This is a genomic window from Microbacterium sp. SORGH_AS_0862, from assembly GCF_030818795.1.
GTDB lineage: Bacteria > Actinomycetota > Actinomycetes > Actinomycetales > Microbacteriaceae > Microbacterium.
Genome location: NZ_JAUTAY010000001.1, coordinates 572,985 through 587,805, shown reverse-complemented (window position 1 = coordinate 587,805; position 14,821 = coordinate 572,985). Strand labels below are relative to the sequence as shown.

The 14,821-nt window shown below is 69.7% G+C and carries 10 protein-coding genes; 6 read left to right on the top strand and 4 right to left on the bottom strand.

Annotated features, from left to right (window positions below; all coding sequences use genetic code 11):
- Positions 1-15 precede the first annotated feature (15 nt).
- On the bottom strand, positions 16-1,059 hold the full coding sequence (gene rsgA / locus QE377_RS02815; protein WP_307319523.1) for a ribosome small subunit-dependent GTPase A: 1,044 nt from the start codon (positions 1,057-1,059) through the stop codon (positions 16-18).
- Positions 1,056-2,384 carry a 3-phosphoshikimate 1-carboxyvinyltransferase gene (gene aroA, locus QE377_RS02810; protein WP_373459506.1) on the bottom strand — a complete coding sequence of 443 codons (1,329 nt, stop codon included), beginning with the start codon at positions 2,382-2,384 and terminating at the stop codon, positions 1,056-1,058. Before aroA ends, rsgA begins: the two co-directional genes overlap by 4 nt.
- A gap of 110 nt (positions 2,385-2,494) precedes the next feature.
- On the opposite strand from aroA, the gene QE377_RS02805 reads away from it, so the two are divergent.
- From QE377_RS02805 to QE377_RS02790, 4 genes are all read left to right on the top strand, one after another.
- A complete protein-coding gene (locus QE377_RS02805; protein WP_307319520.1) occupies positions 2,495-3,091 on the top strand; it encodes a sigma-70 family RNA polymerase sigma factor in 597 nt (198 codons plus the stop codon).
- Positions 3,088-3,333 carry a zf-HC2 domain-containing protein gene (locus tag QE377_RS02800; RefSeq protein ID WP_137416407.1) on the top strand — a complete coding sequence of 82 codons (246 nt, stop codon included), beginning with the start codon at positions 3,088-3,090 and terminating at the stop codon, positions 3,331-3,333. The genes QE377_RS02805 and QE377_RS02800 overlap by 4 nt, the downstream gene beginning before the upstream one ends.
- A 76-nt stretch (positions 3,334-3,409) precedes the next feature.
- A complete protein-coding gene (locus QE377_RS02795) occupies positions 3,410-5,899 on the top strand; it encodes a bifunctional lysylphosphatidylglycerol flippase/synthetase MprF (protein ID WP_307319518.1) in 2,490 nt (829 codons plus the stop codon).
- Positions 5,896-7,197 (top strand): esterase family protein, encoded by a 1,302-nt coding sequence (locus QE377_RS02790; RefSeq protein ID WP_307319515.1) that lies wholly within the window; start codon positions 5,896-5,898, stop codon positions 7,195-7,197. Before QE377_RS02795 ends, QE377_RS02790 begins: the two co-directional genes overlap by 4 nt.
- A gap of 60 nt (positions 7,198-7,257) precedes the next feature.
- Here the strand turns inward: QE377_RS02790 and QE377_RS02785 are convergent, their stop codons facing one another.
- Positions 7,258-10,932: a multifunctional oxoglutarate decarboxylase/oxoglutarate dehydrogenase thiamine pyrophosphate-binding subunit/dihydrolipoyllysine-residue succinyltransferase subunit gene (locus QE377_RS02785; RefSeq protein ID WP_307319513.1), complete on the bottom strand. Its 3,675-nt coding sequence runs from the start codon at positions 10,930-10,932 to the stop codon at positions 7,258-7,260.
- A 157-nt stretch (positions 10,933-11,089) separates the two neighbouring features.
- Between QE377_RS02785 and QE377_RS02780 the strand changes: the two genes are divergently transcribed.
- Together QE377_RS02780 and QE377_RS02775 are read left to right on the top strand one after the other, a co-directional pair.
- Entirely contained in the window at positions 11,090-12,547 is a 1,458-nt protein-coding gene (locus tag QE377_RS02780; protein ID WP_307319511.1) for a GuaB1 family IMP dehydrogenase-related protein, read from the top strand.
- Between the two features lie 216 nt (positions 12,548-12,763).
- Positions 12,764-13,741 carry an IS481 family transposase gene (locus QE377_RS02775; RefSeq protein ID WP_307319508.1) on the top strand — a complete coding sequence of 326 codons (978 nt, stop codon included), beginning with the start codon at positions 12,764-12,766 and terminating at the stop codon, positions 13,739-13,741.
- Positions 13,742-13,751: 10 nt separating this feature from the next.
- On the opposite strand, the gene QE377_RS02770 is transcribed toward QE377_RS02775, so the two are convergent.
- Complete coding sequence (locus QE377_RS02770; protein WP_307319505.1) at positions 13,752-14,717, bottom strand: hypothetical protein; 966 nt, start codon at positions 14,715-14,717, stop codon at positions 13,752-13,754.
- Positions 14,718-14,821: the final 104 nt, after the last annotated feature.

Below are 14,821 nucleotides of genomic sequence, written 5' to 3'. Positions count from 1 at the left end.
TTCCAGCGTAGGCGCTCAGCGGCCCCCGAACGTGGTCAGCAGTCGCTGCAAGGAGTCCAAGCGGGCGGGACCGCTCGGGCCCAGCTTCCCCTCGGCGACCGCAGCGATGATGGCGCAGTCCGGGGCGTCGGGCAGGTGGGTGCACCCCCGGGGGCAGTCCTCGGCGACAGCGGCCAGGTCGGTGAAGGCGCGCAGGATGTTCGCGGGATCCACATGGCCGAGGCCGAAGGAGCGGACGCCCGGTGTGTCGATGACCCAGCCGGATCCCCCGTCGCCCCGATAGCGCAGCGACACCGTCGAGCTCGAGGTGTGACGCCCGCGTCCGGTGACCTCGTTGACGTGGCCGGTCGCCCGCCCCGCGCCCGGCACGAGCGCGTTCACGAGCGTCGATTTGCCGACGCCGGAATGGCCGACGAACACGGTCGAGTGTCCGATCAGGGCTGCGCCGATGCGCTCGACCGGCATCTCGCCGCGGGCGCTCGTGAAGACTTCGAAGTCGATGCCGTCGAAGTGCGACAGGAACGGGGCCGGGTCTGCGAGGTCGGTCTTGGTCACCACGAGAAGCGGCCGGATCCCCGCGTCGAGCGCGGCGATCAGATAGCGGTCGACCAGGCGCGCTCGCGGCTCGGGGTCCGCGGCAGCCACCACGACGAGCATCTGGTCGGCGTTGGCGACCACGACGCGCTCCACCTGGTCGGTGTCGTCGGCGCTGCGTCGGAGGAGGGTGGTGCGGTCCTCGATGCCCACGATCCGTGAGAGCGTGCCCTCCGTCCCGCTCACGTCCCCGACCACGCGGGCACGGTCTCCCGTGACGATGGGGGTGCGTCGCAGCTCCCGTGCGCGAGTGGCCACGATCTCGCGTTCGGTGGACTCGTCCTCGTCCACGAGCACCTGGTAGCGCCCGCGGTCCACGCCGAGCACTCGCGCGATGCGTGCGTCGGCGTGAGCCGGTCTGCGCTTGGTGCGCGGCCTGTTCGCTTTGGGGTTCGGCCGTGCGCGGAAGGCGGACTCGTCGTAGGCGAGGTCGTCCTCGTCGTCGTCCGGGGGAAGCCAGCTCACCCGGCGGACTCCGTGCCCGCGAGCATGCGCTCCCACAGCTCCGGGAACTCGGGCATGGTCTTGGCCGTCGTGCCGATGTCGTCGACGACGACTCCCGGTACAGCGAGCCCCACCAATGCACCGGTGGTGGCCATGCGGTGATCGTGGAACGCGCGCCAGAGTCCGCCGGAGAGAGGCCGGGGGGCGACGCGGATGCCGTCTTCGAGCTCTTCGGCATCGCCACCGAGGGCGCGGACGTTGTGCACGAGCGCCGCGAGGCGATCGGTCTCGTGGCCGCGCAGGTGGCCGATGCCCACGAAGGTGGAGGGTGCATCGGCCAGCAGGGCCAGTCCCACCAGAGTCGGCGCGAGCTCTCCCACTGCCGAGAGATCGAGATCGACACCGGTGATGGCGTCGCCGCCGGTGACCGTCAGGTCTCCGTGGCGGCGGCTGCTTCGCGCTCCGAATGCGCCCAGCAGCTCCGGCAGCTGAGCGCCCGGCTGCGTCGAGTGCGCGGGCCATCCGCCGACGGTGACCTCGCCGCCGGTGATCAGTGCGGCCGCGAGGAACGGAGCCGCGTTGGAGAGGTCGGGTTCGATCGCGATGTCCTTCGCGCGAATCGATCCGGGCGGGACGATCCACTCGCCCGGTGCCGGGCGCTCCACGTGCACGCCGCGATGCGCGAGCGACTCCACGGTCATATCGATGTGGGGGATCGAGGGCAGACGCGCGCCCTCGTGGCGCAAGTGGAGTCCCACGTCGAAGCGCGCCGCCGACAGCAGGAGGCCGGACACGAACTGGCTCGACGCGCTCGCGTCGATCGTCACCTCGCCGCCGCGCACGTGCCCGCGCCCTCGGACGAGGAAGGGCAGGGACCATGTGCCTGCGTCGTCGATGTCGACACCGACCTCGCGGAGCGTTCGGATCATCTCGCCCATCGGACGGTGCAGCGCGCTCTCGTGAGCCGTGACGGTCACGTCGCCCCGTGCGAAGCCGGCCATCGGGGTGACGAAGCGCATGACGGTGCCGGCCTGGCCGCAGTCCACGACGACGTCGGCGGGAGCGGTGGTCGCGGGCGTGATCCTGAGGTCGTCGCCGAAGGGACCCGACCCTTCGATCCGTTCGATACCCACACCGAGGGCCGCGAGGGCGTCGAGCATCCGCGCCGAGTCGTCGGAGTGCAACGGTGCGCGCAGGATGCCGGGGCCGTCGGCCAGGGCTGCGAGGACCAGTTCGCGGTTGGTCAGCGACTTGGAGCCGGGCACGTGGACGATCGCCCGCATCGCCGCGGGCGCGCTCGGTGCGGCCCAGCCGGCGAGATCGGGGGAATAGCGCTCGTCGCTCATCGGTTCCACCCTACTGAACCGTTCCGATCGACGGTGAAGGAAGGACGCGTATGAATGCCGTGCTCGAGCGCCCGAAGGCCGCTCGTGGGCAACGCGTAGGATTGCCCACGATGGATGACACCAGCTCTGCCGTGGACACCCGCTCTCAGTTCGAGGAGCAGGCGCTGCCGTTCATGGACCAGCTGTACGCGGCTGCGATGCGCATGACGCGCAACCCCTCGGATGCAGCGGATCTCGTGCAGGAGACCTTCGTCAAGGCGTTCTCCTCATGGGCGACGTTCACGCAGGGAACGAATCTGAAGGCCTGGCTGTACCGCATCCTGACGAACACGTACATCAACGTGTATCGCAAGAAGCAGCGCGAGCCCTATCAGGGCGCCATCGACGACCTCGAGGACTGGCAGCTCGGGGGCGCAGAGTCGACCACCGCCACCAGCACCCGTTCCGCCGAGGCGGAGGCGATCGATCACATGCCGGCGTCGATCGTGAAAGAAGCGCTGCAATCGATTCCCGAGGACTTCCGGTTGGCGGTGTACCTCGCCGACGTCGAAGGTTTCGCCTACCAGGAGATCGCCGACATCATGAAGACCCCCATCGGCACGGTCATGAGCCGCCTGCACCGAGGCCGGCGCATGCTTCGTGACCTGCTCGCCGACTACGCGAAGGAACGGGGCATCGCCTCGTCTGCACCCAGGAGCAAGAAATGACCGACTGCGGCTGCGAGAAGGCCCGGCGCGACCTCGAGGAGTATCTCCGCAACGAGATGTGCCACGTCGAGCACAGCGACATCCGCGAGCACCTCGAGACATGCGCGGAGTGCCGCGATGAGGCGCTCGTCGCGACCACGCTCACCGAGGTCGTCGCGCGCGCGTGCAAGGAGACGGCGCCCGACAAGCTCCGCGACCAGGTTCTCGAGCGGCTCCGCGCCGCACAGGCGACTCATCACTGACGCACAGCGTTCCGCGCCTGCGCACGGTCCCCGATCGATAGGGTAACGGCGGCACTCTGAGTTCGTGGGAGGTCGCGTGTCACAGGCGGACCCGTCGCGCACCAGGCGCCACGTGCTCACGGCAGCACAATGGCGCCGGTACGCCATGCGGCATCCGGTCGCACTGGGCCTTGCCGTCGTCGTCGTGGGCGCCTCGATCGCCACCGGCTCGCTCTGGGGCGCGGATGCGACGGCCTGGGGCAGCGGTGCGGCCGCGCTGGCGGACGGCCGATGGTGGTCGGTCGCCACGGCACTGGTGGTGCCCGACTCGACGGTCGAGGTCTTGCTCAGCGTTCTTCTCGCGCTGACCGCGTTCGCATACGCGGAGTCGTTGCTGGGCCACCTCCGCTCCGCGGTCGTCTTCGTGTGCGGCGGTGTCGTGTCGATCCTTCTCGGCGCGCTCGCGCACACCGTCCTGTGGGGATTCGACGATCTTCGCCCCCTGGAGTCCAACGATCCCGTGCTCGATCCTTCGATGGGGATCTTCGCGGCGGTGCTGGCCGCATCCGCTCTCTCCTCCGCGCTCTGGCGACGCCGGATCAGGCTCGTCGCGCTCGCCACCGTCGTCATGTTCGCGTTGTATGCGGGCGACGCCGACTCCTGGTACCGGCTGATCGCGGCCCTGCTGGGCCTGGGGGCGGGATCGCTCATGGCGAGGCGCGCGCCTCGGTCGGACTGGCATCGATCCTCCTCGCGCGAGGTGCGCGCGCTGATGGCGGTGCTGGTCGCGATCACCGGTCTCGGGCCCCTCGCCGCGGTGATCGCCGGCGGGGGTCGGGGGCCGTTCTCCGTGGTGGCCTCATCCTTCCTCGCTTTCGACGAGCACCTCGTCGATCGGTGCGAGGTGAGCTATCGGCCCGTATGCGATCACGAGTTCGCGCTCGTGCTCACGCGCGGGGTCGGTCCGGTGCTCCTCGCCCTCGTGCCGCTCGCGCTGCTGATCGTGGCCGCACTGGGTCTTCGACGTGGACGCCATGCCGGCCTCGTGCTGGCCGTCTGCGTACAGGGTGTGCTGGCCGTCCTCGCCCTGTACGCGGTGCTCAGCGGAGAGCTCGCCATCGAACCGTGGGCGGACGGGTCGGGACTCGAGTACGTGCTCTGGGGTGTCGCCTCGATCGGTGTGCCCGTCGCGAGCGCCTCGGCGCTGATCGTCGTGCGTCGGCGGTTCCCTGTCCGCGCCACGCGTCAGGCGGCCCGAACCTTCGCGGCGACGGTGCTGATCGCTTTCCTCGCCTGCGGTGCTGTCTTCGTGGCGAGCGAGACCCTGCTGCGGCAATCGTTCGATGTGACTCCGACGCTCACCGACATCGTCGTCGAGTCGTGGCGCCGGTTCGTGCCTCCTGCCTTCCTGCAGGGCATCGGCCAGCCGCCGTTCCCGCGTCACGGTGCAGCCCTCTGGATCTACCAGTGGGTCGGCGTCGTCTTCTGGGCGATCGTCGTCTTCGCCCTCGTACGCCTCTACCGCAGCGTCCGTCGCCCCGAGGATGCGGATGCCCGCCTGTACCGGGATCTGCTGCGCCGCGGCGGCGGAACCCTCTCGTTCCTGGGGACGTGGCGCGGGACGAGCTACTGGTACAGCGCCGACCGCGCCTGCGCCGTGGCGTACCGTCTCGTGGGAGACGTCGCTCTCGCGGTCGGCGACCCGCTCGCGCCGAGCGGAGAGCAGGAGCGTGCGATCAGGGGCTTCGTCGACTTCTGCGGCGAGTCGGGGTGGACGGCGGCCTTCTACAGCATCCACGACGACGCTCTTCCGGTCTTCGACGAGATGGGATGGAAGTACCTCTCCGTGGGGGAGGAGACCGTGCTCGCCGCCTCCGAGGTCACCCTCGAAGGCAAACAGTGGCAGAAGGTGCGCCAGCCGGTGATGCGCGCAGAACGCGAAGGCATGACGGCGGTCTGGACGCGGTGGGCGGATCTCAGCGCCGCGGAGCGTTCGCAGATCCGCGAGATCGACGAGCAGTGGGTCGCCGACAAGGCCCTGCCCGAGATGGGGTTCACCCTGGGCACGCTGGAGGAGATCACGGATCCGGAAGTGGCGCTGCTGCTCGCGGTCGACGACGCCGGACGCATCCAGGTCGTGACGAGCTGGATGCCGTCCTGGCGCGGTGGCGTTCGCAGCGGATGGACGCTCGATTTCATGCGCCGTCGGGCCGATGGGCCCAACGGGCTCATGGAGTTCGCGATCGCGCGCGCGGCGCAGCAGGCTGCCGCAGACGGGGTGGCGGAACTCAGCCTCTCCGGGGCTCCGATGGCGGTGAAGCCCGACGTCGAGGCGGCCGGCGACACGACGATCCTCTCGAGCGTGCTGGGCTGGTTGGCTCAGACCCTCGAGCCGGCGTACGGCTTCGACTCGCTCTTCCGTTTCAAGCGGAAGTTCCACCCCCGCTATCGCACGATCTGGCTGGCGTACGGTGACGCGGTCGACCTCCCGCGGATCGGTACCGCCATCGGTCGGGCCTACCTGCCTGACGCTACTGTGCGTGATGTGCTGACGCTGCTGCGCAGCGCTCGAGGAGGAGACAAATGATCCAGTGGCTGCTGACGCTCGAACTCATCAACAGCCCGCTGCGATGGGTGGTCTGGTCGGTCGCTGTCGTGTTTGCCGTCGTCGTGCTGGTCGTGCCGCCGCGCCGCATCCGTCGTCTGCTGATCATCGCCGCGGCGGGCGCCGTGATCGGCTACGCCGGCGCCCACCTCCTGGAGGCGTGGGACGTCTTCCAAGGACCCCTTCCGGTGCACGCCGCCGTCTGGATCGCCGCGGGCGTCGCCGCCGTCGCCATGGGAGCGGCGGGAGTGTTCGTCCGTCCGTGGTGGCGTCGCGTGGTGGCCGCGTCGCTGATCGTCGCCGGCGCGATCGGAATGGGCGTGAGCGTCAACGCCGCCTACGGTCTCACCGGCAACCTCGCGGCGATCCTCGGCATACAGGCGTTGGACAGCGCCCCGCTGCCGGGGACCTCGGCCGCTTCGGGCGACGCGGCGACCCTGTACCAGACGTGGTCACCGCCGGCGGGCATGCCGTCGAAAGGCCGCGTGAGCGCGTTGTCGGGCGATCAGAAGATCCCGGCCACAGGGTTCCAGGCGCGCGATGCGGCGCTGTACCTGCCGCCGGCGGCCCTCGTGCCCGACCCGCCGCGCCTCCCGCTGCTGGTGTTCATGATGGGCCAGCCCGGCACCCCCGATCCGACGGTGCTGGCCAAGAGCCTCGACGCCTTCGCGGCCGCCCACAACGGCCTCGCCCCGATCGCGATCGTCGCCGACCAGCTCGGCTCGGTCGACGTCGACCCGGCGTGCGCGGATTCCGCGAAGTACGGCAAGGTCTCCACCTACCTCAACGTCGATGTCCCGGCCTACGCGCGCGCGCACCTGAACATCGTCGACGACCCCGACTACTGGGTGATCGGCGGCTACTCGAACGGGGGAGCCTGCGCCTTCACCTACGGCGCCCAGTTCCCCCAGACCTGGGGCAACATCATGGACATCTCCGGCAACGAGTACCCCGGCTCCGAACACGTCGATCAGACGGTCAAAGAGGTCTTCGACGGGAACCGTGCGGCCTTCGACGCGGCGAGCCCGGCTGCTCTGCTCGCCGCGCATCCCGGGCAGTACGCGGGGCATGAGGCCGTCTTCACCCACGGTGAGCAGGACGCACAGTTCGGCCCGGGACAGGTGGCGAATGCCTCGCGTGCGCACGCGGCCGGATTCGCGGTCCTCACGCAGACCATTCCGGGGGAGGGGCACACGGGACCTGTCCTCCAGAAGGGGCTGGACTACGCGATCGGCGCACTCGCGGCCCGTCTCGGCCTGGCGGCTCCCGCCACGGGCTGAGGCCGGGGACGTGTGAGGGCGGGCTCCGGCATCCCGGAGCCCGCCCTCACACGTGACGTCTCAGAACGTGAGCGCGCGGCGCAGCAGCTCCGCCTGCTCGATCTGGTGCATCTTCGCGGAACCGGCCGCGGGGGAGGCGGATGCGGCCCGCGAGACGACGCGGATCGTGCGGTCGTGCAGGTGCTTGACGACCTCGAGGGCGATGAACGGCCAGGCGCCCTGGTTCTCGGGCTCTTCCTGGACCCACACGAGCTCCGCGTTCGGATAGCCGTCGATGACGGCGTTGAGCTCGTCGATCGGCGCGGGGTAGTACTGCTCGAGACGCACCAGAGCCACACGGTCGTCGGGGTTCTTGTCGAGCTCCGAGCGCAGGTCCCAGTGGATCTTGCCGGCGTGCAGCAGCACTCTCGTGACGGCGTTCTTGTCGCCGCCGCGCTCGTCGTCCAGCACCGGCTCGAACTTGCCCTGCGTGAACGCCTCGACGGGGCTGACGGCGTCACGCAGACGCAGCATGGCCTTCGGGGTGAACACGACGAGCGGACGGCGCGGCTGGGCGTAGGCCTGGCGGCGCAGCAGGTGGAAGTAGGAGGCCGGCGTCGAGGGGCGCGCGACCGTCATGTTCTCCTGCGCGCACATCTGCAGGAAACGCTCGATGCGAGCGGAGGAGTGGTCGGGGCCGGCGCCCTCGTATCCGTGCGGCAGCAGCAGCACGACACTCGACTGCTGACCCCACTTCTGGTCGGCCGACGACAGATACGTGTCGATCACGGTCTGGGCGCCGTTGGCGAAGTCGCCGAACTGCGCCTCCCACAGCACCAGCGCGTCAGGGCGCTCCACCGAGTAGCCGTACTCGAACGCGACGGCCGCGTACTCGCTCAGCAGCGAGTCGTAGACGAAGAAGCGTCCCTGGCCCTCGCTGAGATTCGTCAGCGGCAGCCATTCCTGACCGTTGTCGCGATCGTGGAAGACGGCGTGGCGCTGCACGAACGTGCCGCGACGGGAGTCCTGGCCCGCCAGGCGCACCGGCGTTCCCTCGACGAGCAGCGAGCCGAACGCGAGCAGCTCGCCGAAGGCCCAGTCGATTCCGCCCGAGCGGCTCATGGTGTGCCGCTTGTCGAGCAGCTGCTGCAGCTTGGCGTGCACCGTGAAGCCGTCGGGCTTGTTCACGAAGGCGTCGCCGATCAGCTGCACGACATCGGTCGACACTCCTGTCGTCTCCGGCTCGCCGACGGCCCGCTCGACCTCGACGCTCTCGGCGACGACGGGATGCGTGCCGGTCTCGGCCTCGTGCGTCTCGGCGAACGCCACCTCCAGGCGATCCTGGAAGTCGCGCTTGGCCTGCTCGTACTCCTCCTCGGTGATGTCGCCTCGGCCGACGAGCGACTCCGTGTAGAGCCGGCGGACCGAGCGCTTCGCCTCGACGAGGTTCGTCATGAGGGGCTGCGTCATCGACGGGTCGTCGCCCTCGTTGTGACCGCGGCGGCGGTAGCTGACCAGGTCGATGACGATGTCGCGGTGGAACTCCTGGCGGTACCGGAAGGCGAGCTCGGCGGCGCGCACGACGGCCTCGGGGTCATCGCCGTTCACGTGCAGGATGGGGGCCTGGATCGTCTTGGCCACATCCGTCGCGTACACGGAGGTGCGTCCGTCGACGGGCAGCGTCGTGAAGCCGAGCTGGTTGTTGATGACGACGTGCACGGTGCCGCCGGTGCGATAGCCGCGCAGCTGCGACATCTGCAGCGTCTCCACGACCACGCCCTGGCCGGCGAAGGCCGCGTCGCCGTGGACGAGGATGGGCAGCCATGCGAAGGTGCCGATCGGCTTGCGGTCCTGCTTGGCGCGCACGATGCCCTCGAGCACGCCGTCGACGGTCTCGAGGTGCGACGGGTTGGCGGCGAGGATCACCGGGAGCTCCGTGCCCGCATCCGATTGGAACGTGCCCTCGGTGCCCAGGTGGTACTTCACGTCGCCCGAGCCGCGCTTGTTGCCGGGAAGGCTGGTGCCCTCGAACTCACGGAAGACCTGGCCGTAGGTCTTGCCGGCGACGTTGGTCAGCACGTTCAGGCGCCCGCGGTGCGCCATGCCGATGGCTGCGCCGTCGAGGCCCGCCGAGGCCGCACCCTGCAGGATCTCGTCGAGCAGGGGGATGACCGATTCGCTGCCCTCGAGGCTGAAGCGCTTCTGGCCGACGTACTTGGTCTGCAGGAACGTCTCGAAGGCCTCGGCCTGGTTGAGCTTGGAGAGGATGCGCAGCTGCTCGTCGTGGCCGGGCTTCTGGTACTTCACCTCGACGTTGTCCTGGAACCACTTGCGCTGCATCGGGTCCTGGATGTGCATGTACTCGATGCCGAGGGTGCGGCAGTAGGAGTCGCGCAGCACGCCCAGGATGTCGCGGAGCTTCATCTGGCGCTTGCCGCCGAAACCGCCGACGATGAACTCGCGGTCGAGGTCCCAGAAGGTGAGCCCGTGGCTCTCGATCTCGAGATCGGGATGCGTGCGCTGCACGTACTCGAGCGGATCGATGTCCGCCATCAGGTGCCCGCGGACGCGGAAGGAGTTGATGAGCTCCTGGACGCGGGCACCCTTGTCGATGCGCTCCGCGAGGTCGACGTTGATGTCGCTGCCCCAGCGGATGGGGGCGTAGGGGATGCGCAGCGCCGCGAAGATGCCCTCGTAGAAGTCGCGCTGCCCGATGAGCAGCTCGTGGACCTTCTTGAGGAACTCGCCGGAGCCGGCGCCCTGGATCACGCGGTGGTCATAGGTGCTCGTCAGCGTGATCGTCTTGCCGATGCCGAGCTCGACGAGCGTCTTCTCGCTCGAGCCCTGGAACTCGGCGGGGTACTCGAGGGCGCCCGCGCCGATGATGCAGCCCTGACCCTTCATGAGACGGGGCACCGAGTGCACGGTGCCGATGCCGCCCGGGTTGGTGAGCGAGAGCGTGGTTCCCTGGAAGTCGGCCGCCGTCAGCTTGTTGGTGCGGGCGCGCTTGACGAGGTCTTCGTAGGAGGCGAGGAACTCGTTGAACGTGAGCGACTCCGCCCGCTTGATGCTCGGCACCATGAGCGCGCGCGTGCCGTCGGGCTTGGGGAGATCGATCGCGATGCCCAGGTTGATGTGGGCGGGAGCGACGACCGAGGGCTTGCCGTCGACCTCGGCGTAGAAGACGTTCTGGCTCGGGAACTCCTTGAGCGCCTGGATGAGCGCCCACCCGATCAGGTGCGTGAAGCTCACCTTGCCGCCACGGGTTCGCGCCATGTGGTTGTTGATGACGATGCGGTTGTCGATCATCAGCTTCGCCGGCACGGTGCGAACGCTCGTCGCGGTGGGAACGGTCAGCGACTCGTCCATGTTGGCGGCGAGGGTCTTCGTCATCCCCTTGAGGGTCGTGACGACGTCCTCCCGCACCTCGCCCGCGGGGTCGGACGGCTGTGCCTTGGGGGCCTGCGCCGGGATCGGCTGCGGCTTGGCCGGCTTGCCGGTCGTCCGTGCCACCGGCTGCGAGCCGATCACGGGGATCGGCGCCGTCACCGGGTGGGGCTCGGATGCGGCGGCCGCCGCCTTGGGAGCGCCGCCCGATCCGGCCTGGGAGTGGTAGGCCTCCAGGACCGGCCACCAGGACTTGTCGACCGAGTTACGGTCGACAAGGAACTGTTCGTAGAGTTCCTCGACGAGCCACTCGTTGGCTCCGAACTCTCCTTCGTTCGATACTCCGACGCCCGTCACCTGGCTCGACACTCTCGATCGCCCGCTTTCGTGAGATTTATTCGCAATGCGGGGCCGTCGTGGGCCCACACGCACGACACGCAAGCCTAGTCGAGTATTCCGGCGTTCGCTCCCGGCGCGTCGCGGTTGACAGGCCCGGCGGAGTATGGGCGGCGTACGCTCTGCAGACATGGAGTTCTACGGCGCGCAACCCGAGACCGACCTCACCTACTCCGACGTGTTCCTGGTGCCTCGACGTTCCGGGATCACGAGTCGTCTGGATGTGGACCTGTCGCCGCGCGACGGCACGGCGATGCGCATTCCGCTGGTCTCCGCCAACATGAACTCCGTCACCGGCGCGCGACTCGCGGCGACTCTCGCTCGACGCGGCGGCCTGGGCGTGCTCCCGCAGGACATGCCGCTGCAGGAGCTCGATGCCGCCATCCGGTGGGTCAAGCGTCAGCCGGTGCGTTGGGACACCCCGATCGTGCTGCCTCCGACGGCGACCGCGTCGGACGCCGCCAAGCTCCTGCCCGCGACAGAGGGGTACGGCATCGTCGTGGCGGATCCCTCGGCCGCATCCCTCGACCTGGCCGATGTCGTCGGGGTCGTGCCGGCCACGCGCCTCGCGACCGCGCTGCCGGACGCGACCCTCGGGGACCTCGTGCGCGCCCGGCCGCTCGCGATCGATGCCGACGACGTGACGGATGCCCGTCACGGGTTCGACCTGCTCGTCGCGGCGGATGCGGAGACGGTGTGCGTCGTCGAACGCGGTCACCTCGTCGGTACGCTCTCCCGGCGCAGCGCGCTGCGTTCGACGCTGTACAGCCCGGCGGTGGACGCCGACGGGCGCCTGATCGTCGCCGCGGCCATCGGCATCAACGGTGACGTCGCGGCCAAGGCACGCGCCTTGGCCGCCGCCGGTGTCGATGTGCTCGTGCTCGACACCGCCCACGGGCACCAGGAGGGCATGCTGCGCGCCCTGCGCGTCGTGGCGGACCTGGGCCTCGGGCTGCCGCTCGTGGCGGGCAACATCGTGACCTCGGACGGTGTTCACGACCTCGTCACCGCGGGCGCTTCCATCCTGAAGGTCGGGGTGGGGCCCGGTGCCATGTGCACCACGCGCATGATGACCGCCGTGGGGCGGCCGCAGTTCTCGGCCGTGCTGGAGACTGCCTCGGCGGCACGCGAGCTGGGCGCGCACGTGTGGGCGGACGGCGGCGTCCGCTATCCGCGTGATGTGGCGCTCGCGCTGGCGGCGGGTGCCGCATCCGTCATGGTCGGTTCGTGGTTCGCCGGGACGATCGAGGCGCCCGGCGAGCTGTTCGCGGATGAGCAGGGACGGGTCTACAAGGAGTCCTGGGGCATGGCCTCGACGAAGGCGGTGCACGCGCGGTTCGGCGGGCTCGACGCCTACGAGCTCGCCCGCAAGGAGCTGTTCGCCGAGGGGATCTCGTCGTCGAGGATCTACCTCGACCCGCTGCGGCCGGGGCTCGAGGACCTGCTCGACATGATCACCTCGGGCGTGCGGTCCTCGTTCACCTACGCGGGGGCGGCGACCGTGCCCGAGTTCCACGAGCGAGCACTCGTGGGCCTGCAGTCGGCGGCCGGCTACGAGGAGGGCAAGGCCCTTCCCGTCAGCTGGTGACGCCGTCCCGGTCCTCCCTCCCTGTGCCCGAGTTGCGTCGCATCTGCGCAGATGCGCCACTCTTCCGCATCCGCCACAGAGATTGACAGGCGCAAGTGCGCAAAAGTGTGGCGGGAGGGGGCTAGCTGTACCCGGTCATGAGGTTGGTGACATTCGGATAGGGAGAAGGCCTCCACGATTGGTGGTGTCTAACGTCACCGAAGTGGAGGCCTTCTCTTGGTCCACCGTAATGCGCGGCTCACTGTCGCGGGTCGTCTGATTCTCGTGCGCCGGGTTCTCGGCGGACGTCCCGTCTCGCACGTTGCCAAGGAGATGGGCGTCTCGCGTCAGTGCGCTCATCGCTGGCTGGCCCGCTACCGCGCTGCGGGCGAAGCAGGGCTGTCCGATCGGTCTTCGCGTCCGGTGTCGTCTCCGACGGCGACTGCCGCCGCGACAGCAGCCGCCGTCGTTGAGCTGCGCTCGCGTGAGCGGCTCGGGCGCGACGACATCGCCCGCGCTTGCGGGGCCAGCCCGCGCACCGTTTCCCGGCTGATCGCGAAGGCGGGGCTGCCGGCGCTGCACGAGCTGGATCCGGTCACCGGCATCGCGTTGCGCGCGTCACGGCGCACCCAGGTCCGCTACGAGCGTGACGCCCCAGGGGATCTGATCCACATCGATGTGAAGAAGCTCGGCCGCATCCCCGAAGGCGGCGGCTGGCGCGTCCAAGGCCCCGCCACGATCGACCATCACAGCGGTCGGGACCGGAAGGTCAAGCTTGGCTTTGACTACGTCCATGTCGCCGTCGACGACCACTCCCGCCTCGCGTTCGCGCAGATCCTGCCGGACGAGAAGGGCACCACCTGCGCAGCGTTCCTCGCCGCCGCGACCGAGTTCTTCACCCGTCACGGGATCCACATCCGTGAGGTCATGACCGACAACGCCAAGAACTACACCGTCTCGGCCGCGTTCCAAGGCCAGCTGTCCCTCCTCAACGCGAGGCACATCACCACCAAGCCGCACTGCCCCTGGCAGAACGGCAAAGCCGAACGATTCAACCGGACCATGCAGGAACACTGGGCCTACCGGGCCCCCTACGTCTCCAACCAGCACCGCTCCGAAGCGCTCGCGCCCTGGCTCGAGCACTACAACTACGCTCGAGCACACACCGCCTGCGGCGGCCAACCCCCAATCAGCCGGGTGTCACCAACCTCATGACCGGGTACAGCTAGCCCAGCGGACGCGGGCGGGACGTCGGGAGTCCGGCACCGCGGAGGATGTCGTACAGACGCCGCGGGTCGTCGAGATCGCCGGTGCGCCACCGCGAGAACCCGCCAACCAGACGCCGGAGCGCATCCTCCCGATCCTTCTCCGCGGCGAGAGCCTGGACGGGCGTGAGCCCGGTCTCACGGGCGAAGGCGAAGTACTTGCCGAGGCCGTCGAACTCGCCGATATGGTCGTGACGCGGCCAGAAGAAGTCGGCGACGTACAACGCGCCGTCGGCGAGGCGGATGCGGTGCTGGATCTCCGGCTCCGGGAACCCGAGTTCCACGATCAGCACTCTGCTTTGACTCTCCCTCACGTTGGCCGCCCCGACGCGCGCGAACGCGAGAGCACGGTGGATGCGGGCGAGCCCCCGCCGCCGGCGCGCGGCCGCACGTTCGCGCAGCTGCGGGACGGTGGCGAGCGCCCCACCGGGACGTCCGCCCCAGATCGCTTGGTCGACGGCGGCGACTCCCTCCACGAACGGAAGGGATGCGGCGAGATCGACCGCGGTCTGCGCCGGGCTGGTGACGAAGCAGTCGCCCCACGGCAGGAGCTCCGCCTCCGCCATCGCGCGCGTGTGCCGACGCATCAGCCCGGTTGAGCGCCCTCCCGCACCCGCCTCGACGGAGACGTCCAGCCGCGCGGGCCAGTCGCCGAGCGTGTCGATGCCGTGCAGCGCGGCCGCGGCGTGGTGGCTGAAGACCGTACCCGGGGTGACGCGGAGCGAGGCTTCCCAGACACGTTGCGCGTGGCGAGCCATCGGCGGCAGCCGGCGCCAGTGGGCGCCGTCGACGAAGACCCCGGGCGCGGCGCGCACGACGGTCCCGGCCTCGATCTCGCGTCGCAGCCGGCGCTCATCGGGCCGATCGAAGGGCTCGTCACGTCGTCGGCGGAGGCCGGTGAGCGGGGGAGCGTCGCGCCACGTCATGCGGCCATCGTGCGGCGCTCCGGGCGAGCGGATGGGGCCGCATCCGTCCCCGTGGGAGGACGCGCCGCATCCGTCGCCCCGGGGAGGAGGGAGCACACGTGCCG